This is a genomic window from Pseudomonas sp. B6002 (genome assembly GCF_013385985.1).
GTDB lineage: Bacteria > Pseudomonadota > Gammaproteobacteria > Pseudomonadales > Pseudomonadaceae > Aquipseudomonas.
The window spans coordinates 1-26,196 of the sequence record NZ_JACAOY010000014.1 but is presented as its reverse complement, the minus strand read 5'-3'; the positions used below and the strand labels follow the sequence as shown (position 1 = coordinate 26,196).

General features: G+C 63.7%; 25 protein-coding genes and 2 pseudogenes. 14 read left to right on the top strand and 13 right to left on the bottom strand.

Annotated features, from left to right (window positions below; translation table 11 throughout):
- Window positions 1-210: 210 nt before the first annotated feature.
- Both HX792_RS19060 and HX792_RS30390 read left to right on the top strand, forming a co-directional pair.
- Window positions 211-405 (top strand): hypothetical protein, encoded by a 195-nt coding sequence (locus tag HX792_RS19060; protein ID WP_071483469.1) that lies wholly within the window; start codon window positions 211-213, stop codon window positions 403-405.
- Window positions 406-496: 91 nt separating this feature from the next.
- On the top strand, window positions 497-679 hold the full coding sequence (locus HX792_RS30390; RefSeq protein WP_256349872.1) for a hypothetical protein: 183 nt from the start codon (window positions 497-499) through the stop codon (window positions 677-679).
- A 3-nt stretch (window positions 680-682) separates the two neighbouring features.
- Here the strand turns inward: HX792_RS30390 and HX792_RS19055 are convergent, their stop codons facing one another.
- Window positions 683-1,750 carry an AI-2E family transporter gene (locus HX792_RS19055; protein ID WP_176997534.1) on the bottom strand — a complete coding sequence of 356 codons (1,068 nt, stop codon included), beginning with the start codon at window positions 1,748-1,750 and terminating at the stop codon, window positions 683-685.
- 172 nt (window positions 1,751-1,922) lie between these two features.
- Here HX792_RS19055 and HX792_RS19050 point away from each other — a divergent pair, with 172 nt between their 5' ends.
- From HX792_RS19050 to HX792_RS19030, 5 genes and pseudogenes are all read left to right on the top strand, one after another.
- The gene (locus HX792_RS19050) at window positions 1,923-2,702 is read left to right on the top strand and encodes a creatininase family protein (protein ID WP_176997533.1); all 780 of its coding nucleotides are present in this window, start codon (window positions 1,923-1,925) and stop codon (window positions 2,700-2,702) included.
- Between the two features lie 79 nt (window positions 2,703-2,781).
- Window positions 2,782-3,153, top strand: a complete 372-nt coding sequence (locus tag HX792_RS19045) for a sigma factor (protein ID WP_176997532.1) — start codon at window positions 2,782-2,784, stop codon at window positions 3,151-3,153.
- Window positions 3,154-3,189: 36 nt separating this feature from the next.
- A complete protein-coding gene (locus HX792_RS19040; protein ID WP_176997531.1) occupies window positions 3,190-3,606 on the top strand; it encodes an organic hydroperoxide resistance protein in 417 nt (138 codons plus the stop codon).
- Window positions 3,607-3,697: 91 nt separating this feature from the next.
- On the top strand, window positions 3,698-5,131 hold the full coding sequence (locus tag HX792_RS19035) for a catalase (protein ID WP_176997530.1): 1,434 nt from the start codon (window positions 3,698-3,700) through the stop codon (window positions 5,129-5,131).
- A gap of 50 nt (window positions 5,132-5,181) precedes the next feature.
- A pseudogene (locus HX792_RS19030) lies at window positions 5,182-6,021 on the top strand (sensor histidine kinase); the annotation flags it as partial.
- On the opposite strand, the gene HX792_RS19025 reads toward HX792_RS19030, so the two are convergent.
- The gene (locus HX792_RS19025; protein WP_176997528.1) at window positions 5,992-6,807 is read right to left on the bottom strand and encodes a helix-turn-helix domain-containing protein; all 816 of its coding nucleotides are present in this window, start codon (window positions 6,805-6,807) and stop codon (window positions 5,992-5,994) included. The pseudogene HX792_RS19030 and the gene HX792_RS19025 overlap by 30 nt on opposite strands.
- A 102-nt stretch (window positions 6,808-6,909) precedes the next feature.
- Here HX792_RS19025 and HX792_RS19020 point away from each other — a divergent pair, with 102 nt between their 5' ends.
- Window positions 6,910-8,124: a CynX/NimT family MFS transporter gene (locus HX792_RS19020; RefSeq protein ID WP_176997527.1), complete on the top strand. Its 1,215-nt coding sequence runs from the start codon at window positions 6,910-6,912 to the stop codon at window positions 8,122-8,124.
- A gap of 68 nt (window positions 8,125-8,192) precedes the next feature.
- Window positions 8,193-11,036, top strand: coding sequence for a winged helix-turn-helix domain-containing protein (locus HX792_RS19015; protein ID WP_176997726.1), 2,844 nt, complete (start codon window positions 8,193-8,195; stop codon window positions 11,034-11,036).
- On the opposite strand, the gene HX792_RS19010 is transcribed toward HX792_RS19015, so the two are convergent.
- On the bottom strand, window positions 11,026-12,318 hold the full coding sequence (locus HX792_RS19010) for an epoxide hydrolase family protein (RefSeq protein WP_176997526.1): 1,293 nt from the start codon (window positions 12,316-12,318) through the stop codon (window positions 11,026-11,028). The two genes, HX792_RS19015 and HX792_RS19010, sit on opposite strands and share 11 nt — an antisense overlap.
- Window positions 12,319-12,490: 172 nt before the next feature.
- Between HX792_RS19010 and HX792_RS19005 the strand changes: the two genes are divergently transcribed.
- Window positions 12,491-13,720, top strand: a complete 1,230-nt coding sequence (locus HX792_RS19005) for an MFS transporter (protein ID WP_176997525.1) — start codon at window positions 12,491-12,493, stop codon at window positions 13,718-13,720.
- Here the strand turns inward: HX792_RS19005 and HX792_RS19000 are convergent.
- Together HX792_RS19000 and HX792_RS18995 are read right to left on the bottom strand one after the other, a co-directional pair.
- Window positions 13,701-14,624: a quinone oxidoreductase gene (locus HX792_RS19000; RefSeq protein WP_371319369.1), complete on the bottom strand. Its 924-nt coding sequence runs from the start codon at window positions 14,622-14,624 to the stop codon at window positions 13,701-13,703. The two genes, HX792_RS19005 and HX792_RS19000, sit on opposite strands and share 20 nt — an antisense overlap.
- Window positions 14,625-14,820: 196 nt before the next feature.
- The gene (locus HX792_RS18995; protein WP_176997523.1) at window positions 14,821-15,237 is read right to left on the bottom strand and encodes an organic hydroperoxide resistance protein; all 417 of its coding nucleotides are present in this window, start codon (window positions 15,235-15,237) and stop codon (window positions 14,821-14,823) included.
- A gap of 196 nt (window positions 15,238-15,433) precedes the next feature.
- Here HX792_RS18995 and HX792_RS18990 point away from each other — a divergent pair, with 196 nt between their 5' ends.
- From HX792_RS18990 to HX792_RS18980, 3 genes are read left to right on the top strand one after another with little or no spacing between them, the layout of a single operon-like run.
- Window positions 15,434-17,353: a PAS domain-containing protein gene (locus tag HX792_RS18990; RefSeq protein ID WP_176997522.1), complete on the top strand. Its 1,920-nt coding sequence runs from the start codon at window positions 15,434-15,436 to the stop codon at window positions 17,351-17,353.
- Complete coding sequence (locus HX792_RS18985; protein WP_176997521.1) at window positions 17,353-17,724, top strand: response regulator transcription factor; 372 nt, start codon at window positions 17,353-17,355, stop codon at window positions 17,722-17,724. The genes HX792_RS18990 and HX792_RS18985 overlap by 1 nt, the downstream gene beginning before the upstream one ends.
- 25 nt (window positions 17,725-17,749) lie before the next feature.
- Window positions 17,750-18,415: a response regulator transcription factor gene (locus tag HX792_RS18980; protein WP_256349871.1), complete on the top strand. Its 666-nt coding sequence runs from the start codon at window positions 17,750-17,752 to the stop codon at window positions 18,413-18,415.
- 1 nt (window position 18,416) lies between these two features.
- On the opposite strand, the gene HX792_RS18975 is transcribed toward HX792_RS18980, so the two are convergent.
- Genes HX792_RS18975 through HX792_RS18965 form a run of 3 tightly spaced genes read right to left on the bottom strand, consistent with a single transcriptional unit; the run spans window position 18,417 to window position 20,177 of the window.
- Window positions 18,417-19,625 carry a cytochrome c biogenesis protein DipZ gene (locus HX792_RS18975; RefSeq protein WP_176997520.1) on the bottom strand — a complete coding sequence of 403 codons (1,209 nt, stop codon included), beginning with the start codon at window positions 19,623-19,625 and terminating at the stop codon, window positions 18,417-18,419.
- Window positions 19,626-19,658: 33 nt separating this feature from the next.
- Entirely contained in the window at window positions 19,659-19,871 is a 213-nt protein-coding gene (locus HX792_RS18970) for a hypothetical protein (RefSeq protein WP_176997519.1), read from the bottom strand.
- A gap of 42 nt (window positions 19,872-19,913) precedes the next feature.
- The gene (locus tag HX792_RS18965; protein ID WP_176997518.1) at window positions 19,914-20,177 is read right to left on the bottom strand and encodes a DUF2790 domain-containing protein; all 264 of its coding nucleotides are present in this window, start codon (window positions 20,175-20,177) and stop codon (window positions 19,914-19,916) included.
- A gap of 224 nt (window positions 20,178-20,401) precedes the next feature.
- Here HX792_RS18965 and yegQ point away from each other — a divergent pair, with 224 nt between their 5' ends.
- Complete coding sequence (gene yegQ / locus HX792_RS18960) at window positions 20,402-21,715, top strand: tRNA 5-hydroxyuridine modification protein YegQ (protein WP_176997517.1); 1,314 nt, start codon at window positions 20,402-20,404, stop codon at window positions 21,713-21,715.
- Here yegQ and HX792_RS18955 read toward each other — a convergent pair.
- The 5 genes and pseudogenes from HX792_RS18955 to HX792_RS30670 all read right to left on the bottom strand — a co-directional run.
- Window positions 21,712-22,914, bottom strand: coding sequence for a pyridoxal phosphate-dependent aminotransferase (locus HX792_RS18955; RefSeq protein WP_176997516.1), 1,203 nt, complete (start codon window positions 22,912-22,914; stop codon window positions 21,712-21,714). The genes yegQ and HX792_RS18955 overlap by 4 nt on opposite strands.
- Complete coding sequence (locus tag HX792_RS18950) at window positions 22,911-23,570, bottom strand: RraA family protein (protein WP_176997515.1); 660 nt, start codon at window positions 23,568-23,570, stop codon at window positions 22,911-22,913. Before HX792_RS18950 ends, HX792_RS18955 begins: the two co-directional genes overlap by 4 nt.
- Window positions 23,567-24,235: an RraA family protein gene (locus HX792_RS18945; protein ID WP_176997514.1), complete on the bottom strand. Its 669-nt coding sequence runs from the start codon at window positions 24,233-24,235 to the stop codon at window positions 23,567-23,569. Before HX792_RS18945 ends, HX792_RS18950 begins: the two co-directional genes overlap by 4 nt.
- A gap of 102 nt (window positions 24,236-24,337) precedes the next feature.
- Entirely contained in the window at window positions 24,338-25,093 is a 756-nt protein-coding gene (locus HX792_RS30675; RefSeq protein ID WP_371319373.1) for a methyl-accepting chemotaxis protein, read from the bottom strand.
- A 102-nt stretch (window positions 25,094-25,195) separates the two neighbouring features.
- Window positions 25,196-26,017: pseudogene (locus HX792_RS30670) on the bottom strand (cache domain-containing protein); the annotation flags it as partial.
- Between the last annotated feature and the right edge of the window lie 179 nt (window positions 26,018-26,196).

Sequence of the window (26,196 nt, the reverse complement as noted above, 5' to 3'; positions counted from 1 at the left end):
AGGCCTCGCCCACACGCGAGGCTTTTTTTTGCCTGTAAAGTCCGGATTCATCGTGCCAAGGTCGCTGTCAGAACAATGCCCGGGGCGTAATCGCACATGATTGATGGCAATGTCTACTTGCCCGGACACGGCTAGCACTGTCATGTTTGCGTCACGCAACAGTCTCACTATCGACCCTGTCCACCCAATAACAACTAAGGACGACCGACCATGCCCACGCAAAACCCACACCGCACCGCAGGCCTGTGTACGTCCAGCAAGGTCTACAGCGCCCTGACCGAACTCAAGCATCTCGAAGGCCACCGCAGTGCCAAGTTCCTGGCCCTGCTGGCAGAAAACCTGGTGCGCAAGGGCCTGCTCAGTGAACAGGAAGTGGTGATCATGCTCGACCAGGTGGTGGATTGACGCTTGGCGTTGATGTCGACTATCGAGACAGGTGATTTTTCCCCGGGGCCGCAGCCCCGTAAGGTGACCTCCATAACGATTGGAGGTACGTATGCCCACTGCTCACATCATGTCCGTCATCGGCAGCGCCGTCCCCGCCCCTCTCCGGGAGCTTGGGCTACTGGCTTGCTGGTACGTGGTACGCGATGGCGAAACCATCAGCGGCCCACTCACGTCGCTGTCCGCCGCCGAAAAACAGCTGCAAACCGCCTCGAACTTCAGGCTCCACGCCTGACAATTACGGTAACGGCAGCTTGACCCGCGGTTTGCTTTCCACAAACAACGCCCAGCTTGACATGAACAACGCCGCCACCAACGGCCCGATCACAAACCCGTTCAGGCCGAACACCGACAGGCCGCCCAGGGTTGAAATCAGGATCAGGTAGTCCGGCATCTTGGTGTCCTTGCCCACCAGGATCGGCCGCAGCACGTTGTCCACCAGGCCAATCACAAACACCCCGAACAACCCCAGCACCACCCCCTGCCAGATCGAACCGCTTAACAGGAAGTAAGCGGCCACCGGCCCCCACACAATCCCTGCACCGACTGCCGGCAGCAGCGACAGAAACGCCATCAACACCGCCCAGAGCAACGCACTGGGGATGTCCAAAAACCAGAAGATCAAACCACCTAACGCACCCTGGGTCACGGCCACCAGTACGTTGCCCTTGACCGTGGCCCGCACCACCCGGTTGAACTTGAGCTGCAACCGGCGCTTCTGCGGTTCGGCCAGCGGTACCGCCGTGCGCACTTTGCGCACCAGCTCCGGGCCATCGCGCAGCAGGAAAAACAGCAAATACAGCATGATGAAAAAGCTCACCAGGAAATCAAACGTGCCCTGGCCAAAGCTGAACGCCTGGGACGCAAAGAACTGGCTGCCCTGCATCGCACTCTTGACGATCTTCTCCCGCAAGCCTTCCAGGTTGCCCATGCCGAAGCGATCCAGCAGGTGCTGGAAGTACGGCGGCAAGATGTTTTTGAACTGCTCGATATACCCCGCCACGTCCAATTTGCCGCTTTCGATGTTCTTGTAGAGTGTCGCACCCTCCTGCACCAACAAAGCACTGGTGATGATCACCGGCAAAATGGCGATCACCAGGCACACCGTCAGGGTGGCCAGCGAGGTCAGGTTGCGGTTCCAGCCAAATTTCATGTGCAGCCGGCGTTGCATCGGTGCAAAGATGATGCCCAGGATCACCGCCCAGAACACTGCGCCGTAAAACGGCAGCAATATCCAGATAAAGGCGATGGTGACCAGGGCCAGCAGTAACAGCAGGGTCTTGAATTGCAGGTTGGTAGGGTTCATGTCCGGTCCATGTCAGAAAAACAGGACGCGTGTGTGCGCCCTGTTGTTTAGTCCGCGCCAGCAGCGGCGAGTGCCCTTGATCGACACCTACGTGCAATGTCGCCTTGCGAAACCCCGTGATGTGATGCCCACGCACACTTGATGTTCCATCACTGAACCGTGAGGCCTCACCATGCTTTTACATCTGTCGACCTGGTCTGAAATCGAGACATTCCTGCAGCGCAGCCGTACCATCGTCATCCCCATCGGCTCCAACGAACAGCACGGCCCCATCGGCCTGCTGGGCACCGACTGGATGTGCCCGCAGATCATTGCGCATCACGCCCAGGAATCCGCCGATATCCTGATCGCCCCCACTTTCAACATCGGCATGGCACAGCATCACCTCGGCTTTCCCGGCACCATCACGCTGCGCCCCTCGACCTTTATTGCCGCCATCGAAGACTGGACCCGCTCGCTGGTGGCACACGGCTTCGAGAAGATCTATTTCCTCAATGGCCACGGCGGCAATATCGCGTCGATTGAGGCCGCGTTTTCCCAGCTGTATGCCGAAGCCAGCTTCGCCAGGCGGCCTGCCGGGTTTGCCTTGAAACTGACGAACTGGTGGGACCTGGAAGGCGTGGGCGCACTGGCCAACCAGCAATTCCCTAGCGGGCATGGCATTCATGCCACGCCTTCGGAAATTGCCGTGACGCAGTGGGCTTATCCAGACGCGATCAAGTCGGCAGAGTATTCGCCGAAAATCGCCAACTCCGGTCCGATCCGCGAGGCTCACGACTTCCGCTCGCGCTTCCCGGATGGCCGCATGGGCTCCGACCCGGGCCAGGCAACGCCGGATAAAGGCCGCGAACTGGTCCTGCTCGCAGCCCTCGGGCTGGTCAAGGAGCTGGAGGCATTCAGTCGGGAAACGGCACCGTTCGGCGCGGCCAGCGGTTCGACTAACAACTGCTAACAGCACATAACTGGCCGTATCACCGGCAAGGCATCACCCTTGAGGCTCACCACCGTCAGCATTCAAGAGGGATGCCATCATGACCGAAGGGTATCGCGCCAGTTGCCTGTGCAAGGTTGATCGACTCGCCAATGAAGCGCTGCGCACCTTGATGGCGAATGTCGTCAACGGTGACCGCGGTGCTTCGCGGCGACTGTCCACCCAGGTCACGCCGCTGCTCAGCGCGTTTTATGAGGGTCAGGTGCAAGCGGGAAGAGTTCGCCCGGAACAGGTCGAGTACCTGGTCCAACACGCCTTCAAGACACTCCTGGAAAACCGTGCCCACTACAACCCCGGTCTGCCCTTTCGCGCCTGGTTGCTGGATATCGCGCGCGGCACCTTGCTCAGCCATCTGCATGCCAACACCGTCGTCCCTCTGTTGAACCCGCCCGACATCCTGTGGGCTATCTGACCCCACCCCCAACGCCGCCAGCTTCCAGGACAGTCCATGTTGAGCATCGAAAAAGTTCTTTACTCCGGCCACACCCGCACCACCGGCGGTCGTGAGGGCAGCGGCCAAAGCGATGATGGCCGGCTGCGGGTCAAACTGTCGCCGCCTGGGGCGCCCGGCAACGGCACCAACCCCGAGCAACTGTTCGCGGTGTGCTGGTCGGCCTCATTCCTGGGCGCCCTGCGCCACGCCTGCAACGCCCGCAAGATCAGTTTCCCGGCCACGGCGGCCGTGGACGCTCACGTTGATTTGTTGCACGGTGAGCAAGGCTTTTTCCTGCAAGCGCGCATCAACGTTTCATTGCCTGACATCGAAGCGGACACCGCCCAGCAATTGATCGAAGCCGCTCACCAGAACTGCCCTTACTCCAAAGCCACCCGTCGCAACATCGAGGTCAGCTTTACGCTCGCCTGAAGGTGCGTCAGTCGATACCTACGTGCAATCGCCCTGCCCCGGGTGCTCTGTTTTGATGTGACACAACAACCAGACATCAGGGGACTCGCGCATGAAAAAACTGACCACAGCCGCCGGCGCACCGGTGGTCGACAACAACCACTCGCAGACTGCCGGCCCCCGCGGCCCCGTGTTGTTGCAGGACGTGTGGTTGCTGGAAAAACTCGCCCACTTCGACCGCGAGGTGATTCCGGAGCGCCGCATGCACGCCAAGGGCTCCGGCGCGTTCGGCACGTTCACCGTCACCCATGACATCAGCCACTTCACCAAGGCCGACCTGTTCTCGCACATCGGCAAGACCACAGAAGTGTTCGTGCGTTTTTCCACAGTGGCGGGCGAGCGCGGGGCGGCGGATGCCGAGCGTGATATCCGCGGCTTTGCCATCAAGTTCTACACTGCCCAAGGCAACTGGGACCTGGTGGGCAATAACACCCCGGTGTTCTTCCTGCGCGACCCCTTGAAATTCCCCGACCTCAATCACGCGGTCAAACGCGACCCTCGCACCCACATGCGCAGCGCCCGCAATAATTGGGACTTCTGGACCCTGCTGCCCGAAGCCCTGCACCAGGTCACGATTGTGATGAGCGACCGAGGCGTGCCGCAGTCCTACCGGCACATGCATGGTTTCGGCAGCCATACGTTCAGCTTCATCAGCCCGGCAAACCAGCGATTCTGGGTGAAGTTCACCTGGAGAACCGAACAAGGCATCCACAACCTCACCGATGAACAAGCCAGCGCCGTGATCGGACAGGACCGCGAAAGCGCCCAACGCGACCTCTATACCAGCATCGAGGAGGGCCGCTTCCCACGGTGGAAGCTCTATGTGCAGGTCATGCCCGAGGCCGATGCAGCCCACTGCCCGATCAACCCCTTCGACCTGACCAAGGTCTGGCCGCACCGGGATTACCCACTGATCGAAGTGGGCCTGCTGGAGCTTAATCGCAACCCCGACAACTACTTCGCCGACGTCGAACAAGCCGCCTTCAACCCCGCCAACGTAGTGCCGGGCATCAGTTTCTCGCCTGACAAAATGCTCCAGGCGCGCCTGTTTGCCTATGGCGACGCACAGCGCTACCGCGTGGGCGTGAACCACCACCAGATCCCGGTGAATGCGCCGCGCTGCCCGGTAAACAGCTATCACCGCGACGGGCAGATGCGCACCGACGGTAACGCCGGCAGCATCCCGGGCTACGAGCCCAACAGCCAGGCCCAGTGGGCCGAACAAGCGGATTTTCGCGAGCCTCCGTTGGCCCTGCAAGGCAGCGCCGCGCACTGGAACCACCGGGAAGATGACGATTATTTCTCCCAGCCCGGTGCGCTGTTCCGCCTGATGAGTCCGGCGCAACAACAGCTGCTGTTTGCCAACACGGCACGCTCGATCCAGGGCGCCAGCGCCGACGCCAAGACACGTCATATCCAGCACTGCACCCTCGCCGATCCGGCGTACGGCGCAGGTGTTGCCCAAGCCATCGAACGACTGGGGTGAGCCACATGGAACTCAAGCCGCCGCGCTGGCCGCGCACCCTGACGCTGATCTATCTGGCCTGCCTGGTGATCGCACAGGGGCTGGCGTTCGCGATTGAAATCAGTGCGTTGGCCGAGTCACTGTGGCTGACGCCGTTATTGATGGTGCAACTGGCATTGCTGTTCGGCTGCCTTTGGCTGGGATTGCGCCCGTCGCCTCCTGACAACGCGCCGGCCGACGCGCCCGGCAACGGTTTGCAGGAGCGCCTGCAGTTACTGGCCGCGATCTCCCATGACCTGCAAACTCCGATCACCCGCATGAAACTGCGTGCCGAATTCATGGAAGAATCGGTGGAGCGGGACAAGCTGTGCAACGACCTGTGCGAGATGCAGCACCTGGTCCAGGAAGGCGTGGCCTATGCCCGCAGCCTGGACGGCACGGTCGAAGCCAGTTGCCGTGTGGACCTGCATTCGTTCCTCGACAGCCTGGTGTTCGACTACCAGGATGTCGGGCAAAGCGTGGTACTGAGGGCGCAACTCGGCACCATTATCGACACCCGCCCCCATGCCCTGCGCCGGGTGCTGGTCAACCTGGTGGACAACGCGCTGAAGTTCGGCAGCGAGGTCACGGTCAACGTCGAACCCCTGGTAGACGAACGCCTGGTGATCCAGGTCCTTGACCGTGGCCCCGGCATTCCCGAAGCGCAGTTGCCCGAGGTGATCAAACCGTTCTACCGCCTGGATAACGCCCGCAGTCGCAGCACCAAAGGCACAGGTTTGGGCCTGGCGATCTCGCAACAACTGGCGCAGAGCCTGCAAGGCGCCTTGACCCTGTCCAACCGCGCTGGCGGGGGCCTGTGTGCGCAACTGGCGCTGCCACAATCAGTCGCCCCCCACAAACTCCCGCGGTGAGGCGCCCGTGGCCCGGCGAAACATCGCACTGAACGCGCTGGCACTCACATAACCCAACTCCCGGGCGATCCGGCCAACGGACTCGCCCTTTTCCAGACGCTCCAAGGCACAGGCCAGACGCACCTGCTGCACCCACTGACGGTACGTCAGGCCAGTTTCCTTGAGGAACAGGCGGATCAACGTCCGCGAACTGGCCCCCACCTTGTCGGCCCAGTATTCAACCCGATGGCTTTGCCCCGGAGCGTCAAGTATCGCGTTGCACACCGCCAGCAACCGGCGGTCCAGCGGCCAGGGAATCTGCAGCGGCAACGTACGTGCGGCGGCCAGTTCGCTCAGAATCAAGGCCACCACATGGGCATTGCGACCCTCCAGGCAGTACTCAATCGGCTCACTGGCCAGCACCAGGATCAGCTCGCGCAGTAACAACGAAACATCCACCACCCGACAGCTCCCCCCGAAGCGGGCGGCGGCATCGGCCTGGATGTAGATCGAGCGCATCTGCACCGATGTCAGCATCAATTGGTCATGCACTACTCCCGCCGGAATCCACAACGCGCGCTTGGGCGGCAAGAACCACAGGCTGCCATCGGCTTGCGCACGCATCACCCCACTGATCGCATACAACAACTGGCCATGGTGGTGGGTATGAGGCGGGTTGTATTCGCCGCTCGCCTGGTTGCGCACCAGCGCCGTCATGACGCGAGGCACGTCCTGGTAGTCGAGGTAATCCTCGCTGCGGCCGTTCAGGTCGGTGGGTGCGCCGACAGTGCGTGCGTCGTGCTTCATGGTGGCGCCTCAGGTTGTCACTTTGTCGATAGAAGCTGGCATTTGTCGGTTATTTTACATTGCTACGATCGCCCTGACTCCACGATTCAAGGGCACACCGATATGACCTCCACCGAGACCGACAAACACAGCCTGGCAGCCATCATCGGCCTGCTGGTGCTGTCCATCGCCTTACGTCCGGCGATCGTGTCCTTGGGCCCGATCCTGCTGTTGATCCAGGATCACTATGACCTGAGCTTCACCCAGGCGGCGCTGCTGACTTCCATCCCGGATGTCTGCATGGGTGTCCTGGCGTTGCTGGCCCCAGACCTGAGCCGGCGCTTCGGCACCGACCGCTGTGTGATTGCCGCGCTGGTGTTGCTGGGGGCTGCGTGCCTGCTGCGCGCAGTGTCGCCGAGTGCCACGTACCTGCTGCTCAGCACCTTTTTGGTCAGTGTTGGCATTGCCATCGCCGGCGCCCTGATCGGCGGCTGGATCAAAGCGCATTTCCCCCACCGGCCAGCGTTTTTCATGGGTATTTATGCCGCAGGCCTCAGTGTAGGGGCTACCCTGTCTGCATTGCTGACCGCCCCCATTACCGAGCTTGCCCAGAGCTGGCGCGTGGGGGCCGGGGTGTGGAGCCTGTTGTGTATCACAGCCGTGATCAGTTGGCGGTGGATGGCCCGACGCTTTGCAGGCAGCACCGCCAACGCCGGCTCACACCCCGCTCGCTCGGTACCGTTACCGTGGTGTAACCCCCAGGCCTGGTGGGTAGCGCTGTACTTCGGCGCCAGCCAGTTTGTGGTGTATGCCCTCTTCGCCTGGCTGGCGCCGGCGGCCACCGAGACCGCCGTGACGACCTTGCCCGCCGGAGCCCTGCTGGGCTTGTTTACCGCCGTGTTTGCGGTAGCCAGCGCCGGTGCTGGCATGATCCCAGGCAAAGCCCATGACCGTCGTGGCCTGTTGGCGCTGTGCACCCTGCTGGCCCTGCTGGGCACCGCCGGCATGGCGTTCGCTCCCGGCGCTTGGCCCACTCTGTATGTGCTGCTGGTGTCCACCGGCCTGGGCATGGCGTTCACCGTGGGCATGACGTTGCCCCTGGACAACGCCAACTCCCCGGCAGAAGCCGGCGCCTGGACCGTGTTCATGCTGTTTATCGGCTACCTGATTGCCGCACTCGGCCCGCTGAGCTTTGGCGCCCTGCGCGACTACACCGGCAACTACAACCTGGCTTACGCGATGCTCTTTGCCGTGCTGGTGTTGATGCTGTGCCTGACCCCCGCCCTCAAGCCCGCAACCCGCAGCGCAGTCGCCGCCCGCGAGATTGTCGCGACTTGAACGGAGCGTTAAAACACCTATCATGCTGAAACCCCCACCCCCCCTGCCTTTTCGAGAGCGTGATGACCGTGGCGTCCGCCCCTGACGACCTGCACGACCCCGTGACGCTGTACTTTGCCTTCGGCCCGTTCCGTGTGATGCCTGCTGAGCGGTTGCTCACCTGCCAGGGCGTGGCCGTAGAGATCGGCGGCCGTGCCCTCGACCTGCTGATCGCCCTGCTCGAACGCCCGGGACGCGTGGTGTCCAAGCGCGAACTGATCAACCTGGTGTGGCCCGATATAGTCGTCGAGGAAGGCAGCCTGCGCTTTCACATGACCGGGTTGCGCCGCATCCTGGGGGATGGCGAAAACGGCGCACGCTACATCAATACCCAAGTGGGCGTGGGCTACGCCTTCGTCGCGCCGATCGAGCGCTCGCCCCTCGCCCTACCCGCCCCGCACAAAACCAGACGCGTCACCAGCACCGTCGGCGGCCTGCCGCCGCGCCCAAGCCTGATCGGGCGCGACGTCGACGTGGCCCTGGTGATGGAACGCCTGCAGCCGCCCAAGCTGTTTACCATCGTCGGCCCCGGTGGCGTAGGCAAGACCAGCCTGGCGGTGGAGGTCGGCCACTGCCACGACGGGAAAGGCGCCGTGCATTTCGTCGATCTGGCCCAGGTTGAAGATGCCGACCTGGTGCCTTTTGCCCTCGCCAGTTCCCTGGGCATTGCGGTGCAAGCCGAAGAGCCGATGTTCGTGCTGCTCGCGCACCTGCACTCGCAGCAGTTGCTGCTGATCCTCGACAACTGCGAACACCTGGTGGACGCGGTCTGCGCCATCGTCGAGCAGATCCGGGACGCCGCCCCGGCGGTCGCGATCCTCGCCACCAGCCGCGAACCGCTGCGGGCCCGTGGTGAGCACGTGCACCGGCTCAGCCCGCTGGCGTTCCCTGCCGAGTTGCGGGATCTGAACGGCGAACAACTGCTCAGTTTTCCAGCCGTGCAACTGTTTGTCGAACGCATGTCGTCGAGCAATGCCGCCCTGGCCCTCGCGCCGGGCGATGCGCACCTGATTGCCGATATGTGCCAACGCCTGGAAGGCATGGCGCTGCCCATCGAACTGGCGGCGGTGCGTGTGGCCGTGCATGGCCTGCATGCCACCCACGCCCTGCTCGGCGAGCGCTTTTCCCTGGGCTGGGCCGGCCGGCGGACGGCCTCGCCCCGGCACCAGACCCTGCGCTCCATGCTCGATTGGAGCTACGACCTGCTGTCCACCGACGAACGCCTGGTGTTTGATCGCCTGGCGGTGTTTGTCGGGCCGTTTGGCCTCGACGGCGCTTCCCAGATCACCGCCGACGACTGGATCGACCCGATCACAGTGGCCGCCACCCTTGATGAGCTGGCCACCAAAGGGTTGGTCACGGTCAATCGCGACAGTTTCCCGGCCTCTTACCGCCTGCTGGAAATGACCCGTGCCTATGCCCGGGAAAAACTGCAGCTGCGCGGTCCCCAGGAAGTACACGCCCTGGCCTTTCGCCACGCGGCCTACCACGTGGAGCAACTCAAGCACCTGGGCGACACCCCCCACCAGATCTTCGCCAGTTCGGCACGACTGGGCTGTCAGTTGGGCAATATTCGCAGTGCCCTGGAATGGAGCTTCGGCCCCCAGGGCGACCCCGGCCTGGCCTTGCCGCTGGCAGCCGCCAGTGCGCAGCTGTTCCTGCATTTTTCCCTGCTGGTGGAATGCCGCACCTGGTGCAACCGCGCCATTGAACTGCTGGAGCTCGGTTACTTCGGCACCCCAACCGAAATGGAACTGCAAGCCGCGCTGGGCCTGGTGCTGATGTTCACCAAAGGCAACAGCGCAACGGCGGAAAAAGCCTTGCTGCGCGCCTTGGACATTGCCGTGAACCTGGACGACCACGCCTCTCAACTGCGGCTGTTGGGGCGTTTGCAGATCTTCTATGAACGCATCGGCGACTTTGCCAGCTCACTGGCCTGGGCCGAACGTGCGGTGGAGGTCGGCGCGCTGATCGACCGGCCCGAAGCTATTGCCGTGGCCGCCTCCCTGGCCGGCATTGCCTATCACCTGCTGGGCGACCAGACACGCGCACGCCAGGCACTGGAGCACTCGCTGCGCAACAGCTTGCCATCGGAGCGCAGCCTCACCATTCACTATGGTTTCGACCACCGCAACCGCACCGGCCTGGCCCTGGCCCGCACGCTGTGGCTGATGGGGTTCCCCGATCAGGCCCGACTGGGCGCACAACAGGTCGAGGCGCAAGCCGCCACCCTCGACCATGCGGCCACCTACTGCATCGCGTTGGTGTGGACCCTGCAGATCTACATCTGGACCGGCGACCTGGAAAGGGCCGTCGACGGTCTGGAAACCTTCCGGTCTATCGCCCAGGCCAATGCATTCGGCCCGTATGTCGCGGCCGCCATGGGGATCGGCGCCGCCATCGATATTCGCAAAGGGCAACCGGGCGATGCCGTCAACGTGCTGGAAGAAACACTGGCACGTCTGCACACCATGCGTTACGAGTTACTGACCACAACCCTGGAAATGGCCCTGGTCGAAGGCCTGATCCTCGGCGGTCAGTTCGATAAGGCACGGGCGCAGGTCGAGGCCACCATTGCGCATTGCCGTCACAGCGGCGATGCGTTTGCCTTGCCCGAGCTGTTGCGTATCCAGGCCAGTATTCACGCCAGCCCCGAGGCCCTGCTGGAAGAATCCCTGGCACTGAGCCAACAACAGGGCTCACGCAGTTGGACGCTGCGCAGCGCGATGGACTTGGCTGCGCTGTGGCACAAACAAGGTCGCGGCATCGAGGCCCAACAGTTGCTGAACCAGTGCCGCGAGCAATTTTCAGAGGGATTCGACACCCAGGACTTGCGCCAGCTACAGGCACGCCTGGGTGAGGTTACGGCTTAGCCGCAGCACGCAAGGGGCGGAACGCCTCGCGCAACTCTTCGCTGAACAACTGCGGCTGTTCCCACGCGGCGAAGTGCCCGCCCTTGCTGACCTGGCTGTAGTAGGACAACGACGGATACGCGCGCTGCGCCCAGGTTTTCGGCGCCTGGTAGATCTCGTGGGGAAACACGGTGATGCCCACCGGCACCTTGATGGTGTCGGTCTTCTGCGCCGCGGCGCTGAAATTATTGTTGTTGTTTTCCCAGTAGAACCGTGAGGAGGACGCGCCGGTATTGGTCAGCCAGTACAGGCTGATGTCGTCGAGCATCTCATCACGGCTGAGCACGCGTTCGGGCTGGCCGTCACTGTCGGTCCAGGCAGCAAATTTCTCGTACATCCAGGCTGCCGTGCCGGCGGGCGAATCGGCCAGCAGGTAGCCGATGGTTTGCGGACGGGTCACCATCATCGCGCCATAGGCGGCGTTGCGCCCAAAGAAGGTACTCAGTGCGGTGTAAGCCGTGCGCTCGGCATCGGTCAGCGTGGCCGGGGCCGGTTCGCCGCTGTTGATCGGCTTGACCAGTTCCGGTGGCACGGTGGCCGGCATGTTCAGGTGGATCCCCAGCAGGCCGGGCGGCGACAGGCGGCCCAGCGCATCGGAGATCACCGAACCATGGTCACCGCCCTGGGACACATAGTGACGGTAGCCCAGGCGCTTCATCAGCACATCCCAGGCCTTGGCCACTCGGTCGGGGCCCCAGCCCAGCTCGGTGGGTTTGCCGGAAAAACCATGGCCGGGGATCGAGGGGATCACCACATCGAACGAGTCTTCGATGCGGCCACCATAGGCTACGGGGTCGGTGAGCGGGCCGATGGTCTTGAGGAACTCGAATTGTGACCCCGGCCAGCCGTGGGTCAGAATCAGCGGCATGGCATTGGGGTTGCGCGAGCGTACGTGAATGAACTGGATCTCCACGCCGTCAATGGTGGTGATGTACTCCGGCAACGCGTTGAGCCTGGCCTCGGCCTTGCGCCAGTCGTAGCCGTTACCCCAATACTTGACCAGCGCCTGTACCTGGGCCAGTTGCACGCCTTGGGACGTGTCGTTGACCGTCTCTTTGTCGGGCCAGCGGGTGGCGGCGATACGTTTGTGCAGGTCGGCCAGTTGCGCCTCGTCCACGTGAATGCGGTACGGGCGAATGGCATTGGAATCGGCCCAGGCACCTGCGCTGCCGGCAAGCAGGGCAAGGCCGAACATTGAAAGCCGGCAACGCAGCCGGAAAAACGCGGACGAAGCAGCAAGCATGATGATTCTCCTGTGGGTCAGCAGGCCAAGACGGCCCATGCGGGAGCGATCAGACCACCGGGAGCACCCCGGGACGATTGCACGTAGGTGTCGGTCGATACCTATGTATGACTTGCCAGGGCACCCGGCGAATGCTGCCATTTGCAATCGATAACCGCGGGAACAGACCACCATGAATGAGCAGGCAATCAGCCAGGGCACCCACAGCATTGCGACGGCGCACGCAGCATGGGCCGTGATTGGATTGTGCATGTTGTTCAACGTGATCGATGGCCTGGATGCGATGGCCATGGCGTTCACGGTCAGCCGGGTGGCGGCGCAGTGGGCACTCAATGGCGCACAGGTCGGCCTGCTGCTCAGCGCCAGCCTGGTGGGCATGGCCTGTGGCTCACTGTTTGCGGCGCCGTTGGCCGACCGCCATGGGCGCAGGCCGGTGCTGCTCGCCAGTTTGCTGCTCAGCGGCGTGGCCATGCTGCTGTCGTTCTGGAGCCAGGGTCTGTGCAGCCTGGTGTGCTGGCGAGTACTCACCGGCATCGGCGTTGGCGCGGTGCTGGTGAGCGCCAATGTGCTGACCCATGAATACGCCCCGCCCCACCGGCGCGGCCTGGCAATCGCCTTGCAATCGGTGGCGTTTGCCTTGGGCGCGACCCTGGGTGGGGCACTGGCTCATGGGCTCAATGACAGCGTGGGTTGGCGCTACGTGTTCCTGGCCGGCGGCGGGCTGACCCTGACCGCCGGCTCGGCTGGCGTGCTGTGGCTGCGGGAGTCGCCGTCGCTGAAACCGGGCCGCCATCGCCTGGCTTATCGGCATCTGTTCCAGCAGGGGCATTGGCTCTGGACCTTGTCGTTGGCAACGGTGTGTTTTTTGCTGATGTTCGGCTTTTACTTCGTGATGAGCTGGACCCCGATACTGCTGACCCAGGGCGGCTTTTCCGAACACCATGGCGTCACGGGCGGCCTGTTGCTCACGGTCGGCGGCATGCTCGGCGCCTTGTTGGTGGGGCTGGCGGCCAATCGGTGCGGCTGCCACCGGCTGTTGCTGGCCTGCCTGTTGCTGGAGGCCCTTCTGCTTCTACTGATGGTGACTGCCACGCGTAACCCGGCGCTGGCGGCGACGGTAGGTTTCGTGGCCGGGTTGTTGCTCTACGGGGCCATTGCGGCACTCTTCGTGATGGCGCCTCAGGCGTTTGCCACGCCGGTACGCACTCGCGGCGTGGGCCTGGTGCTGGCCACCGGACGGCTGGGGGCGATTGTGTCGCCGACCGTTGCCGGTGTGCTGCTCGACGCGCATTGGCGCCCTCAGGACCTGTTCACCTTCTATGCCGGCAGCCAGTTGCTGGCGGCCCTGCTGATCTGGCGCGGCTACCGTCCCATGCGCAGGCTTATTCCTGGGTCAGGATGATCAGCTTGCCGATGCTGCGCCGTGACTCGATATCCCGGTGGGCCTGGTGCGCCTGGGCCAAGGCATAGCGCTGGCCGACCTTGACCGTGAGCCGCCCGGTGCGCACCCAGGTAAACAGCTGCCGGGAATGCGCCAGCAGGGCTTCACGGGTGCGCACATGGTGCATGACCGAGGGATAGGTGAGCTTGATGCTACGCGGTGTGGCGAAGACATCGATGGGGGCCAGGGGGTTCATGAAGGGCCCGTACAACGCCAGGGTGCCAAAGTAATCCAGCAGGCGGACCGACTCGTCAAAGCCCTCGGCACCGGTGCCGTCGTACACCACGTTCACCGCGTGCTCACCGACCAGGCGCTCGACCTGACGGGCGATACCCCGGGCCCGGCCGATCACCACGTAATCGGCGCCGGCCGCCAGCACCGCGTCCACCTTGTCGGCATGGGAAACCCGGCCGATCACCTTGCCACCGAGCAACTTGATCATCTGCGTGAGCATCAACCCTACCCCACCGGCAGCAGCGTGGACAAAGGCAGTGTCGCCCTTCTGCACGGCATGCACCTGGAGCACCAGGTTGCTGGCCGTCAGGCCCTGCATCATCAGGCCTGCGGCGGTTTCGAAGCTGATATCGTCCGGCAGCGGTACCAACTGACTGACCGGGGCGACGACCTGCTCGGCATAGCTGCCGGGGACGTACTGCCAGGCCACGCGGTCGCCAACAGACAGCTCGGTGACACCCGGCCCCACCGCGGCAATCACCCCCGCGCCTTCCACGCCGGGGGTAAGGGGCAAGGGGTTGGCTTGCCCCAGGCCGCGCCGGATGCCGGTGTCCATAAAATTGACGCCAGCCGCCATGACCCGTACCAGCGCTTGCCCGAGCCCCGGCCGGCCCGGTGCAACGTCGTTCACCACCAATGCCTCAGGGCCTCCAAATGCGTTTACCACTACGGCTTTCATAGGTTTCACAGCCTGCAAGATCGTTCGACGCCGGACGGCGCCGAAACCTGCCGTCATGCTGGGCAGCGCATGTATCTGCGGCATGTCGGCAGGCAGGCTGTTTGAATGGCTGTGTAACGCAAACAGCCCGGGATACAGTGGCTTACATTCAGACCAGGTTGAGCACCACGTCGATATTGCCGCGTACCGCCTTGGAGTACGGGCAGGTCTGGTGGGCCGTCTCGATCAGCGCCAGCGCCACGTGGCGCTCCAACCCCGGCAGGCTGATATTCAAGCGCGCACGCAGGAAGTAGGCGTCGCCTTCGGTGCACAGATCCACCTCTGCATCGATCGCGACACCGGCCGGCAGCGCCACCTTCAAGGTGCGCGCCGCCAACCCCAGGGCACCGTCGAAGCAGGCAGACCAGCCAGCAGCGAACAGCTGCTCGGGGTTGGTGCCGCTGCCCTTGGAACCCGGCAGCGAATGCAGGATATCCAGGCGCCCGTCGTCGCTGCGCGAGGTGCCGCCATCGCGTGCGCCGGTGGTGTGGACTTTGGCGGTATAGAGTATTTTCTTGGCAGTCATGGAACAGCTCCAGAGGATGAGGGAATACGCATGCCAGATGCGTAGCGCCATCACAGCACGGCGCCGGGCCTGCCATCGATTACACGATGGTATCGCTCGCCCCTCGCCGGGCCGCCATCTGACACCTAAGTATGATGGGCGAGCGCCGCGCGACAGGGCATTCTCGTTACACGGCGCCTGTAGATAGAGAACCGGTATGTCGAATCAACTCAGCGTCGTCGATGCATTGCCTGGCGTGGCGTTCACCGCACAGAGCGATGGTCGTGCCGACTTCGTCAACCAGGGCTGGAACGCCTACACCGGGCGCAACTGCGCCGAGGCCCATGGCACCGGCTGGCATTCGGCCGTGCATCCGCAAGACCTGCCGGGCCTGATCGTGCACTGGAACGCGACGGTCTGCGGCGCCAAGGCCGTGGATATACACGCCCGCCTGCTGCGCTTCGATGGGGTGTACCGCTGGTGCGTCCTGCGCATGAACCCGCTGGCGCAGGACCAATGGTGCGGGCTGTTCACCGACATCGACGACTACCGAAGCGGCGCCACGCCTGCGCCAATCGATCTGGACCTGCGCACCATCATCGACTGCATCCCTGCGCTGGTGGCCTTGATGACCCCCGAGGGCGCCCTGGAATGTGTCAATTGCCACAACCTCGACTACCTGGGCGCCACCCTCGAAGAACTCCAGCAATGGACCGTGGGTGCAACCGTGCATCCCGACGACCTGCCCGGCGTGATCAACGCGTGGATGCACGCGGTGCGCACCGAAGAACCCTATCGCAATGAACTGCGCCTGCGTCGCGCCGACGGGGCCTACCACTGGTTTGCCGCCCGGGCGCTGCCGATGCGCGATGCCCAGGGCACCGTCACGCGCTGGGTGCTGATCAGCGTCGATATCGACGAACAAAAACGCGACAAGGCCCTGATCGCCCACGCACTGGCCGAAGTCAGCGCTTCGGAGGATCGCCTGAGCACCATCATCAACGCCATTCCCGGGTTTGTGTGGAGCGCGGCCCCCGACGGCAGTGTCGGCTTCGTCAACCAACGCTGGTGCGACTACACCGGCATGACCCTGGAGCAAGCCTGCGGCATCGGGTGGGCGCGCTCGGTACACCCCGACGACGCCGAGCACCTGGCCCGCTACTGGAACGCGCTGTTGCAGTCCGGCGAGGCCGGCGAGTACGAGGCACGCTTGCGACGCTTCGACGGCCACTACCGCTGGTTCCTGGTACGTGCCGTCCCCCAGCGTGACGAATGGGGTGCCGTGGTGCGCTGGTACGGCGAAAACACCGATATCGAAGACCGCAAGCAAGCCGAGATGCTTGCGGCCAGCATCGCCATCGAACGCCAGCAGTCGGAGGAAACCCTGGGCAAGGTGCGCTCGGAACTGGCGCACCTGGCCCGCGTGGCCAGCCTCAGCGCGGTCACGGCGTCCATAGCCCATGAGGTCAACCAGCCACTGGCTGGCATCATCACCAATGCCAGCACCTGCCTGCGCATGCTGGGCGCCGACCCGCCGAACGTGGCTGGCGCCCTGGAAACCGCTCGCCGCACCATCCGCGACGGCAACCGTGCCGCCGACGTAATCAACCGCCTGCGCGCCTTGTTTTCGAAGAAAAGCATCACCATCGAAGACGTCGACCTGAATGAGGCGGCGCGGGAAGTCATCGCCATGCTGCTGGGCGAATTGCAACGCAACGGTGTTGCATTGCACCCGGACTTCACCGATGACCTGCCCACGGTCAGGGGTGATCGCGTGCAGTTGCAGCAGGTGATCCTCAACTTGATCCTCAATGCCACCGAGGCAATGAACACCATGACTGGCCGCGCGCGGTATCTGCACGTCAGCACCGGCCTGGACGCACACCAGGACGTTTACCTTGCCGTAAAGGACAACGGCAGCGGTTTCGAACCCCTGGATGCCGAGCGCCTGTTCAATGCGTTCTACACCACCAAGAGCGCGGGCATGGGCATTGGCCTGTCCATCAGCCGCTCCATCATCGAGCGGCATGCGGGCGTGCTCTCGGCCACGCTCAATGACGGGCCGGGCGCCACGTTCCAATTTACGATTCCACCGGCAGCGGGCCCGGCTGCCGAAGCGACCAGGGAGGGGAGTTGATGCAAAGGCCTTTACTCGTGGCCGTCGTCGATGATGACGAGTCAGTACGTGAATCCTTGCCGGACCTACTCAAGGAGTTCGGGTTTGCCGTCGAAGCGTTTTCGTCCGGCCAGGCATTTCTCGACTCGCCGTGTGTGGCGCTGACCCGCTGCCTGATTCTGGATGTGGCAATGCCGGGCATGTCTGGTCCGGACCTGCACGCAGCCCTCAAACGGCGCGGCCATGCCATTCCGGTGGTGTTCATCACCGCCCATGGTGATGCCGGCGACCGCCCTGGGCTGCTGGCCTCAGGCGCCGTGGATTGTCTGATGAAGCCCTTCAGCGAAGCACAATTGCTCAGGGCACTGAGTGCGGCCATTCCACTTGATTGAGCCCGCCCACCAAGGAGGTATCCTGATGCACTCAACCCACCTGATGGCCCATGAACGCAGAGCTGCGCCGATGACTGACACCTCTCCCATCGTGTTCGTGGTAGACGATGACATTTCCGTGCGCGAGTCTCTGGAACTGTTGATTCGCTACGCCCAATGGCAGCCGCGCCTGTTCGAGTCGGCCCAGGAGTTTCTCGCCCAACCGCGCACACAGGTGCCCAGTTGCCTGGTGCTGGACATCAACCTGCCCGACCTCAACGGCCTGGACCTGCAAGCGGCCATCGCCAACGAACGCCCCGACACGCCGATCATTTTCATCACCGGCTACGGCGACATCCCCCTCACCGTGCGCGCCATGAAAGCCGGGGCTGTGGAGTTCCTGACCAAGCCGTTCAATGACGATGTATTGCTCCAAGCCATCGCCGATGCCCTGCAGCGCAGCCGCGCCGCCCTGGCCCAGCAGGATCACCTGCGCCTTCTGCAAACTGCGTACGCCAGCCTGACGCCCCGGGAGCAGGAAGTGATGGCCATGGTGGTCGCCGGCCATATGAACAAGGTGATTGCAGCGGACCTGGATATCAGCGAGATCACGGTCAAGGCCCATCGCGGCAAAGCCATGCGAAAGATGAAGGCCCGCTCGTTGGCGGACCTGGTGAAGATGGCGGCCTTGCTGGCAAAGCCGCTCAATTGACTCAGCCGGCGGTTTTGGCTTCCTGCAACAGCGACTGGATCATCTTTTCCTGCTCGTCATAACGGCCTTCGCCAAAGTGGGTGTAGCGCACTTGCCCCTTGGCGTCGACCAGGTAGTGGGCAGGCCAGTACTGGTTGTCGAAGCGGCGCCAGATCGCATAGTTGTTGTCGATGGCCACCGGGTAGGTGATACCCAGCTTGCGCACCTGGTCGCGCACGTTACCGATGATGCGTTCATAGCCGTATTCCGGGGTATGCACGCCGATCACCACCAGGCCGTCCTTTTCATACTTGCGCGCCCACTCTTTCACATACGGTAAGGTGTGCTGGCAGTTGATGCAGTCGTAGGTCCAGAAATCCACCAAAACCACTTTGCCTTTGAGCGATTCACGGGTCAGCTCGGTGCCGTTGAGCCATTCCACCGCCCCGGCCAGAGAAGGCATGGCGCCCTGGCTACTGGCTGCCAACGGCTCGGCCTTGACCTTGCTCACCACGTAATCCACCACCTTGGGCACGGTCTGCAGCACGCCTTGTTCGAGGCGGCTGACACCTTCGGATGATGTCCCCGCCAACAGGGTTTTATCGGCGCCGGTCGAGATCACCAGCGCAGCGGCGAGTACCGCCCCCCCTGCCCCACGACGCAACCAGCCGGTGACCGGGATCGACGCCTTGAGCCGGTTGACCAGGCCACGTCCGGCGAAGATCAAGGTGCCCAGGGACAGCGCACTGCCCAAGCCATACGCCAGTAGCAGCAGGCTGGTGCCCGCATTGGCGCCCTGCAGCATCGCGCCGCTGAGGATCACCCCCAGGATCGGCCCGGCGCACGGCGCCCACAGCAGGCCGGTGGCCACACCGATCGACAGCGACTTGAGCGGCCCGGACAAGGCCCGGGTGCCCGGATCGATGCGGTTGCCCAGCAGCACGAACGGCCGCGCCAGCCAACTGCCCAGGCGTGCGCTGATCAGCGACAGTGCAAACAGCACCATCACGATGAGGGCCACATGGCGGCCGGTGTTGTTGGCCTGCACCACCCACGCGCTGCTGACCACCGCCAGGCTGGCGATCAGGGCAAAGGTCAGGACCATGCCGGCGAGGGTCAGCAGGATCGAGCGACGGCTGCGGTCGACGCCGGCGAACAGAAACGGCACCACCGGCAGGATACAAGGGCTGAGGACGGTCAGGATGCCGCCCAGGAACGCGATGAGTAGCATGGTTATCACCTTAGGGGTTGAGAGGACGACCGGTCAGGCCGTCTGGTTGTCCAGCGCCTGGCCCAGCGGCGTGCGGCGACTGCCGTCCTCCACCAGCAGGTCATGGCCGGCCGGCTGATTCACCGGGGTCAGTTGGAAGCAGGTGCTGCAGGGGGGGCTGGCTTTTTCCACAGCGGCATTGGCGTGTACGGCCGTGCCGGCAAGGGCGAAGGCGCTGGCGGTCAAAAAGCGGGTCAGGTGGTTCATGGCGGTGCTCCTGTATCAGGGAAAGAGGTAAAGGTGAGGTACTCAGTTATCGCCAACGCAGCCGTCGCCGAACTTGAGGTAGTCCAGGACCTGGGTCTGGTCGTGGGAGTCCAGGTAGGTCATGCGGGCATTCACCACGCCGCAGGCGGGGCTGGCGTCCTGGGTCATCGACAGCACTTGCTTGACGTCCAGATGGGTGCCGTAGGTGTAGGTGTGTGCAACGGCGGTGGCTTCGGCACGGGCCGACAAGGTGCAGATGTTCAGGGCAGCAAACAGGCAGGCGGCGAAGATGGCTTTGGTGTTCATGGCGATGGGCTCCAGTGCTCGGGGTTGGAGGCGGTGTGCCTCGTTGGAAGCCATTAGAAGCCCGTGACGTATCGCGCCTGTGTCGAAAAAACCCGCGCAGTGATCGCTACGTATCCCAAGTGCCTGTCGATACACAGCGATACAAAAAGCCCGCAACACGACCTGGATCAATAAAACGCCTCTGCGCCTGGTCTACCCTCGCGCCTTTTTTGCGACCCACGCCCATGCCCCCAGTCATCGCCCCCGAACTGCTCGCCCCTGCCGGCACCCTGAAAAACATGCGCTACGCCTTCGCCTACGGGGCCGATGCGGTCTACGCCGGCCAGCCGCGCTACAGCCTGCGAGTGCGCAACAACGAGTTCGACCACGCCAACCTGGCGCTGGGCATCCAGGAAGCCCATGTGCTGGGCAAGCGCTTCTACGTGGTGGTGAACATCGCGCCGCACAACGCCAAGCTGAAGACCTTCCTCAAGGACCTGGCCCCGGTGATCGCCATGGGCCCGGACGCGCTGATCATGTCCGACCCGGGGCTGATCATGCTGGTGCGTCGGCACTTCCCGCAGATGCCGATTCACTTGTCGGTGCAGGCCAACACGGTGAACTGGGCCAGCGTGGAGTTCTGGCAGCAGCAAGGGATCTGCCGGGTGATCCTGTCGCGGGAGTTGTCACTGGAAGAGATCGGCGAAATCCGCCAGCAGGTACCGGCCATGGAGCTGGAAGTGTTTGTGCACGGTGCGTTGTGCATGGCTTATTCCGGGCGCTGCCTGCTCTCGGGCTACATGAACAAGCGCGACGCCAACCAGGGCACCTGCACCAATGCGTGTCGCTGGAAATACCAGGCTACCCCCGCGGTGGAAAACGCCACCGGAGATATCGTCCAGCAGGTTGAACCCACGCTGGGGATTGGCGCCCCCACCGACCAGGTCTTCCTGTTGCAGGAAGCCAACCGCCCGGACGAACAGATGCCGGCGTTCGAAGACGAACACGGCACCTACATCATGAACGCCAAGGACCTGCGTGCCGTGCAGCATGTGGAGCGCCTGACCCACATGGGCGTGCATTCGCTGAAGATCGAAGGCCGCACCAAATCCCACTTCTATTGCGCACGCACCACCCAGGTGTATCGCCAGGCAATCGATGATGCGGTGGCCGGTCGCGCGTTCGATCGCACCCTGATGACCGACCTTGAGTCCCTGGCCCAACGTGGCTACACCGAGGGTTTCCTGCGCCGCCACGTACACGACGAATACCAGAACTACCAGAACGGCAGCTCGGTCTCCGAGCGCCAACAGTTCGTCGGCGAGTTGACTGGCGAACGCCGAGGCGAGTTGGCCGAGGTCAAGGTGAAGAACCGCTTCGCCGTGGGCAACCACCTGGAGTTGATGACTCCCACCGGCAATTTCCACTTTGACCTGACCACCCTGCACAACACCCGGGGCGAGGCTATCGAAGTGGCGCCGGGAGACGGGCACACGGTGTATGTGCCGCTCCCTACCACGATGGACCTGCGTTTCGGCCTGCTGATGCGCGACCTCTAGCGGGTCGCGGCGCAGAACCGGTGGATCGCCTCGCACGCCTTGCGCAACGCCTCGTCGTCCAAGGCATAGGCGATGCGCAAGTACGGCGCCAAGCCGAATGCGCTGCCGTGCACCACCGCCACATTGGCCTCATCGAGCAAGGCGTGGGCCACGTCTTCGTCGGTTTGCAGCAGCGTGCCAGCCGGCGAGGTGCGTCCCAACAAGCCTGCGCAAGAGGCAAAGGCGTAGAACGCGCCGGACGGGTTCGCGCACGTCAGCCCCGGCGTGGCGTTAAGCAGCGACACCACCAGATCACGACGGCGCTGGAACACTGCCCGCGAGGCCTGCACAAAGTCCTGCGGGCCGCTCAAGGCGGCGATCGCCGCGTGCTGGGAAATCGCACTGGCGCCCGAGGTCTGCTGGCCCTGGAGTTTTTCCATCGCCTCCAGCAACCAGCGCGGGCCGGTGGCAAAGCCGATGCGCCAGCCGGTCATGGCATAGGCCTTGGACACGCCGTTCATGGTCAGCACCCGTGGGGCCAGGCGCGGCTCGACCTGGGCCAGGGTGTAGAAACGCTGGTTGTCGAACAGCAGGTGTTCGTAGATGTCGTCCGCCAGCACCAGCACCTGTGGGTGCCTGAGCAACACCTCGGCCAACCCTTGCAGCTCCTGCAGGCTGTACACCGCACCTGTAGGATTGGACGGCGAATTGAGGATCAGCCAGCGGGTGTTCGGCGTGATCGCCTCGTCGAGGGCCGCAGGCGTCAGCTTGAAGCCATCCTCCGCACCGCAGGCCAGCACCTTCGCCGTACCGCCGCACAGCTCGACCATTTCCGGGTAGCTGACCCAGTACGGCGCGGGCACGATCACCTCATCGCCTTCATTGAGGGTGGCGGCCAGGGCGTTGTAGATCACGTGCTTGCCGCCGTTGCTGACCAGCGTGTCCTGCCAGGTGACGTCCAGGCCGTTTTCGTTGCGGAACTTCTCGGCCACTGCTTCTCGCAACGCACGCACCCCGGCCACCTGGGTGTAACGCGTATGGCCGTCGCGGATCGCATCGATGCCCGCCTGGCGGATATGCGCCGGGGTGTCGAAATCCGGCTCGCCAGCACACAGCGAGATGATCTTCGCTCCCTGGGCGCGGCGCTCGGCCACGCGGTCGATGATGCGGTATGTGGCGGACGGCTGGGCCTGGGCCAGGCGCTTGTTCAGAATAGTCACGAAGGCTTCCTCTGCAGGGTGTGATAACCCAGGGACGCCCGCGCTTCCTTGAGAGTCTTGCCCGCTTCGATCTGTGCGCGGATCTGCGCTTCCACGGCTTCGATCTGCCGCGCGACCTGCGCCACTTCGGCGGCACGGGCGCGAGGCACCACCAACACGCCATTGGCATCGGCCACCACGATGTCGCGGGCACACACACGGGTCTCGCTGATGGCCACCGGTTGGTTCACCGACAGCACTTCCACACGGTCCTTGCCAGTGCGCATGTAGCGGCCCCGGGTGAACAGCGGGTAGCCGTCGCCCAAGGCTTTGCTCACGTCGCGGCACACGCCGTCGATCACGGTGCCCGCAATCCCGCGAGCCCCGGCGTACTGGGTCATGATGTCGCCCCACACCGTGCAGTCGGTACGGCCGGCGTTCGCGATCACCACCACGTCACCGGGTTGCACGTCTTCGATAAAGTCCCCCACCGAACCCGGTGGCGTGTTGGCAGGCACGTACTGCACGGTGAACGCCGGGCCCACTACGGTGCCGTGGTAGTTATCCAGCGGGGCAATGCCCAGGCACTGGCCGGGGATGCCGAGTTTGTCCATGGCGTCGGAAACGCCGGGGGTGTCGAGGCCTGCAAACAGGGCGACTAACTGTTGATCGTTCATCGGGCAGGCTCCACGCGGATGGCTTCGAATTGGCTGTCATGCATCACATCGGCGACCGAACGGCCACTGCGTACCGCCTCGACCATGCCGGCTTCACGGGCGGCGATGCGCTCGCTCAGGTCGAGTACCTGTTCGATCACAGCGGCGGGGATGAACACGCTGCCGCAGCGGTCGGCGATCACGTAGTCGTCTTCCGACACCGCCACACCGCCGACGCGCAGGGTCACGCCGGAATCCACCTGCACCACACGGTTGCGGGCGCTGATCATGGTCACGCCACGGCCGTACACCGGGTAGCCGATGGAGGCGCTGCCGTCGATGTCACGGCTGAAACCGTCGATCACCGAGCCGCGGATCTTCTTGGCCACAGCGGCGTTGGCGATGATGTCGCCCCAGCAGGAAATGCCTTCGATGCCGCCGGCAATCACCAGCACGCGGTCGTCGGTGGTGATCGCGTCGATCACTGGCGAGATCAGGTGCACGCCAGGCGCCGCGTCGGTCTTGGGCGCCAGCTTGACCGTGCTGGCGCGGCCCACCACCTTGGGGCAGTCCCACAGCGGGCGAATGCCGACCACGGCGCCCGGCAGTTGCAGGAAGTCCAGGGCGTCGGAGACGGTGTTGGTGTCGAGTTCAGCCAGGCGCTGAAGCGGGTCGGGAAGCGGCATGAGATGAGCCCCTGTTGTGGTTGGGGCTCAAGTCTCACTGAGGGGCTGTGATAGGTATATTCGTATTAACGTTAGGCCAACATACGCCAAAGCTATGGTTGATCAGATGCGGAACTGCCCCACCAACTGCCCCAGACGCTGGCCAAGATCGGCCAGGCTGCGGGAGGTCTGGGCGCCCAACTGAGTCTCATCGGCCACGCTGTCCACCGCCACGGCAATCTGGTGCACGCTGCGGTTGATCTCTTCGGCCACGGCGGTCTGCTCCTCGGCGGCGCTGGCGATCTGTGCGTTCATCGAATTGATGGTGCCGATCAGCTGCGCCATGGTGTCCAGGGACGCCCCGGCTTCGTTGGCCTGGGCCGAGGTGCCGTCACCGGCATCGCTGGAGCGGCGCATGGCGTCCACCGCCGCCTCGGTGCCTTTTTGCAGGCGGTCGATCATGCCCTGGATTTCCTGGGTGCTGGTCTGGGTGCGGCTGGCCAGCGCGCGCACTTCGTCGGCCACCACCGCAAACCCGCGCCCGGCCTCCCCTGCCCGCGCGGCTTCAATGGCGGCGTTGAGCGCCAGCAGGTTGGTCTGCTCGGCAATCGAGCGGATCACCCCCAGCACGCTGACGATCGACGACACGTCCTGCTGCAGGCTGTCGAGGGACACGCCGCTGCTGCGGATGTCGTTCACCAGCGCATGGATCTGCGCGATGCTGCCATCCACCACGCGCTTGGCGGCCTGGCCTTCGGCATCGGTCTGTTGCGCGGCCACGGCAGCGCCCTGGGCACTGCGCGCCACTTCGTGGGCGGCCGACGACATCTGGTTGATCGCGGTGGCGACCTGGTCGGTCTCATGGCGCTGGCGCTCCATGGCCTGCTCGGAGCGCTGGGCCTGGTCGGACACCTGGCTCACCAGGCCGGTGAGCTGCGTGGTCATCTCGGTGATCTGGCGCACCAGGCCGTGGATCTTGTCGACAAAGCGGTTGAACGCGCCGGCCAGGTCACCCAACTCATCCTGGCTGGTAATGGCCAGGCGGCGGGTCAGGTCGCCTTCACCGGCGGCGATGTCGTCAAGGTTGGCTTTCATCAGGTTCAGCGGACGCAAAATGGTGTTGGCCACCACCATGCCCACGGCGGCAATCACCAGCAGCACCACCACGGCCACGCCGAGGATGCTCAGCAACACGCCTTCCATGCGCTTCTCAACCTTGGCCTCGACCACCGCCACCTGGGCTTCGATGCCATCGAGGTTCACCGACGTACCGATCACCATGTCCCACTTGGGCAGGTATTCGGTGTAGCCGAGCTTGGGCACCAGTTCGGTCTGCCCGGGCTGGGTCGAGCTGTATTGCAGGTAGTGGGTGCCGTCCTTGCCGACCTTGACCAGGTCGCGGTTGACGTAGACGCCGTTGGGGTCGCGGTTGTCCTTGAAGCTCTTGCCGACGCCGTCGGGGCTGTTGCCCTTGAACAGGCGGATGGTCTCGGAGTCGTAGCCGAAGAAGTAGCCGTCCTTGCCGTAGCTGGTATTCGACAAGAGCTTGACCACCTGCGCCCGAGCTGCAGTGTCGCCGGGGGCGGCGGCGTCGTAGAGCGGCTTGATGGTGGTCATCGCCACTTCGACATAACTTTGCAGGGTGGCCTTGGCGTCGTTGAGCAGGCGCTGGCGGGTTTCTTCCACCTCATTGCGCGCCTGGCCCTGGAGAATCCACACGGTGGTCAGGCTGATGACCACGGCAAACAGCAACACCGGCACGATAGCCAGGGACAGGACTTTGGCCTTGAGGCTCAGACGCATGGCTTTTCTCTCTTATTAGTGGCGACTATGAGAGGTTAACGGCCAGTGGGTGGATATCTGTAGGGGGTTGGGGTTGGAGGCTGGGTACATATCCATTTTTTTGGTGATGGCTTGTATTGGTTCCGCCCTTACGGCGGGTCACTTTTGGAAAAGAGCCCCAAAAGTAACCATGGGCCTGT

Coding starts and splice junctions, on each gene's coding strand:
- HX792_RS19060 (WP_071483469.1), top strand. CDS start 211: ATGCCCACGCAAAACCCACACCGCACCGCAGGCCTGTGTACGTCCAGC.
- HX792_RS30390 (WP_256349872.1), top strand. CDS start 497: ATGCCCACTGCTCACATCATGTCCGTCATCGGCAGCGCCGTCCCCGCC.
- HX792_RS19055 (WP_176997534.1), bottom strand. CDS start 1,750: ATGAACCCTACCAACCTGCAATTCAAGACCCTGCTGTTACTGCTGGCC.
- HX792_RS19050 (WP_176997533.1), top strand. CDS start 1,923: ATGCTTTTACATCTGTCGACCTGGTCTGAAATCGAGACATTCCTGCAG.
- HX792_RS19045 (WP_176997532.1), top strand. CDS start 2,782: ATGACCGAAGGGTATCGCGCCAGTTGCCTGTGCAAGGTTGATCGACTC.
- HX792_RS19040 (WP_176997531.1), top strand. CDS start 3,190: ATGTTGAGCATCGAAAAAGTTCTTTACTCCGGCCACACCCGCACCACC.
- HX792_RS19035 (WP_176997530.1), top strand. CDS start 3,698: ATGAAAAAACTGACCACAGCCGCCGGCGCACCGGTGGTCGACAACAAC.
- HX792_RS19025 (WP_176997528.1), bottom strand. CDS start 6,807: ATGAAGCACGACGCACGCACTGTCGGCGCACCCACCGACCTGAACGGC.
- HX792_RS19020 (WP_176997527.1), top strand. CDS start 6,910: ATGACCTCCACCGAGACCGACAAACACAGCCTGGCAGCCATCATCGGC.
- HX792_RS19010 (WP_176997526.1), bottom strand. CDS start 12,318: ATGCTTGCTGCTTCGTCCGCGTTTTTCCGGCTGCGTTGCCGGCTTTCA.
- HX792_RS19005 (WP_176997525.1), top strand. CDS start 12,491: ATGAATGAGCAGGCAATCAGCCAGGGCACCCACAGCATTGCGACGGCG.
- HX792_RS18995 (WP_176997523.1), bottom strand. CDS start 15,237: ATGACTGCCAAGAAAATACTCTATACCGCCAAAGTCCACACCACCGGC.
- HX792_RS18990 (WP_176997522.1), top strand. CDS start 15,434: ATGTCGAATCAACTCAGCGTCGTCGATGCATTGCCTGGCGTGGCGTTC.
- HX792_RS18985 (WP_176997521.1), top strand. CDS start 17,353: ATGCAAAGGCCTTTACTCGTGGCCGTCGTCGATGATGACGAGTCAGTA.
- HX792_RS18980 (WP_256349871.1), top strand. CDS start 17,750: ATGCACTCAACCCACCTGATGGCCCATGAACGCAGAGCTGCGCCGATG.
- HX792_RS18975 (WP_176997520.1), bottom strand. CDS start 19,625: ATGCTACTCATCGCGTTCCTGGGCGGCATCCTGACCGTCCTCAGCCCT.
- HX792_RS18970 (WP_176997519.1), bottom strand. CDS start 19,871: ATGAACCACCTGACCCGCTTTTTGACCGCCAGCGCCTTCGCCCTTGCC.
- HX792_RS18965 (WP_176997518.1), bottom strand. CDS start 20,177: ATGAACACCAAAGCCATCTTCGCCGCCTGCCTGTTTGCTGCCCTGAAC.
- yegQ (WP_176997517.1), top strand. CDS start 20,402: ATGCCCCCAGTCATCGCCCCCGAACTGCTCGCCCCTGCCGGCACCCTG.
- HX792_RS18950 (WP_176997515.1), bottom strand. CDS start 23,570: ATGAACGATCAACAGTTAGTCGCCCTGTTTGCAGGCCTCGACACCCCC.
- HX792_RS18945 (WP_176997514.1), bottom strand. CDS start 24,235: ATGCCGCTTCCCGACCCGCTTCAGCGCCTGGCTGAACTCGACACCAAC.
- HX792_RS30675 (WP_371319373.1), bottom strand. CDS start 25,093: ATGGAGCGCCAGCGCCATGAGACCGACCAGGTCGCCACCGCGATCAAC.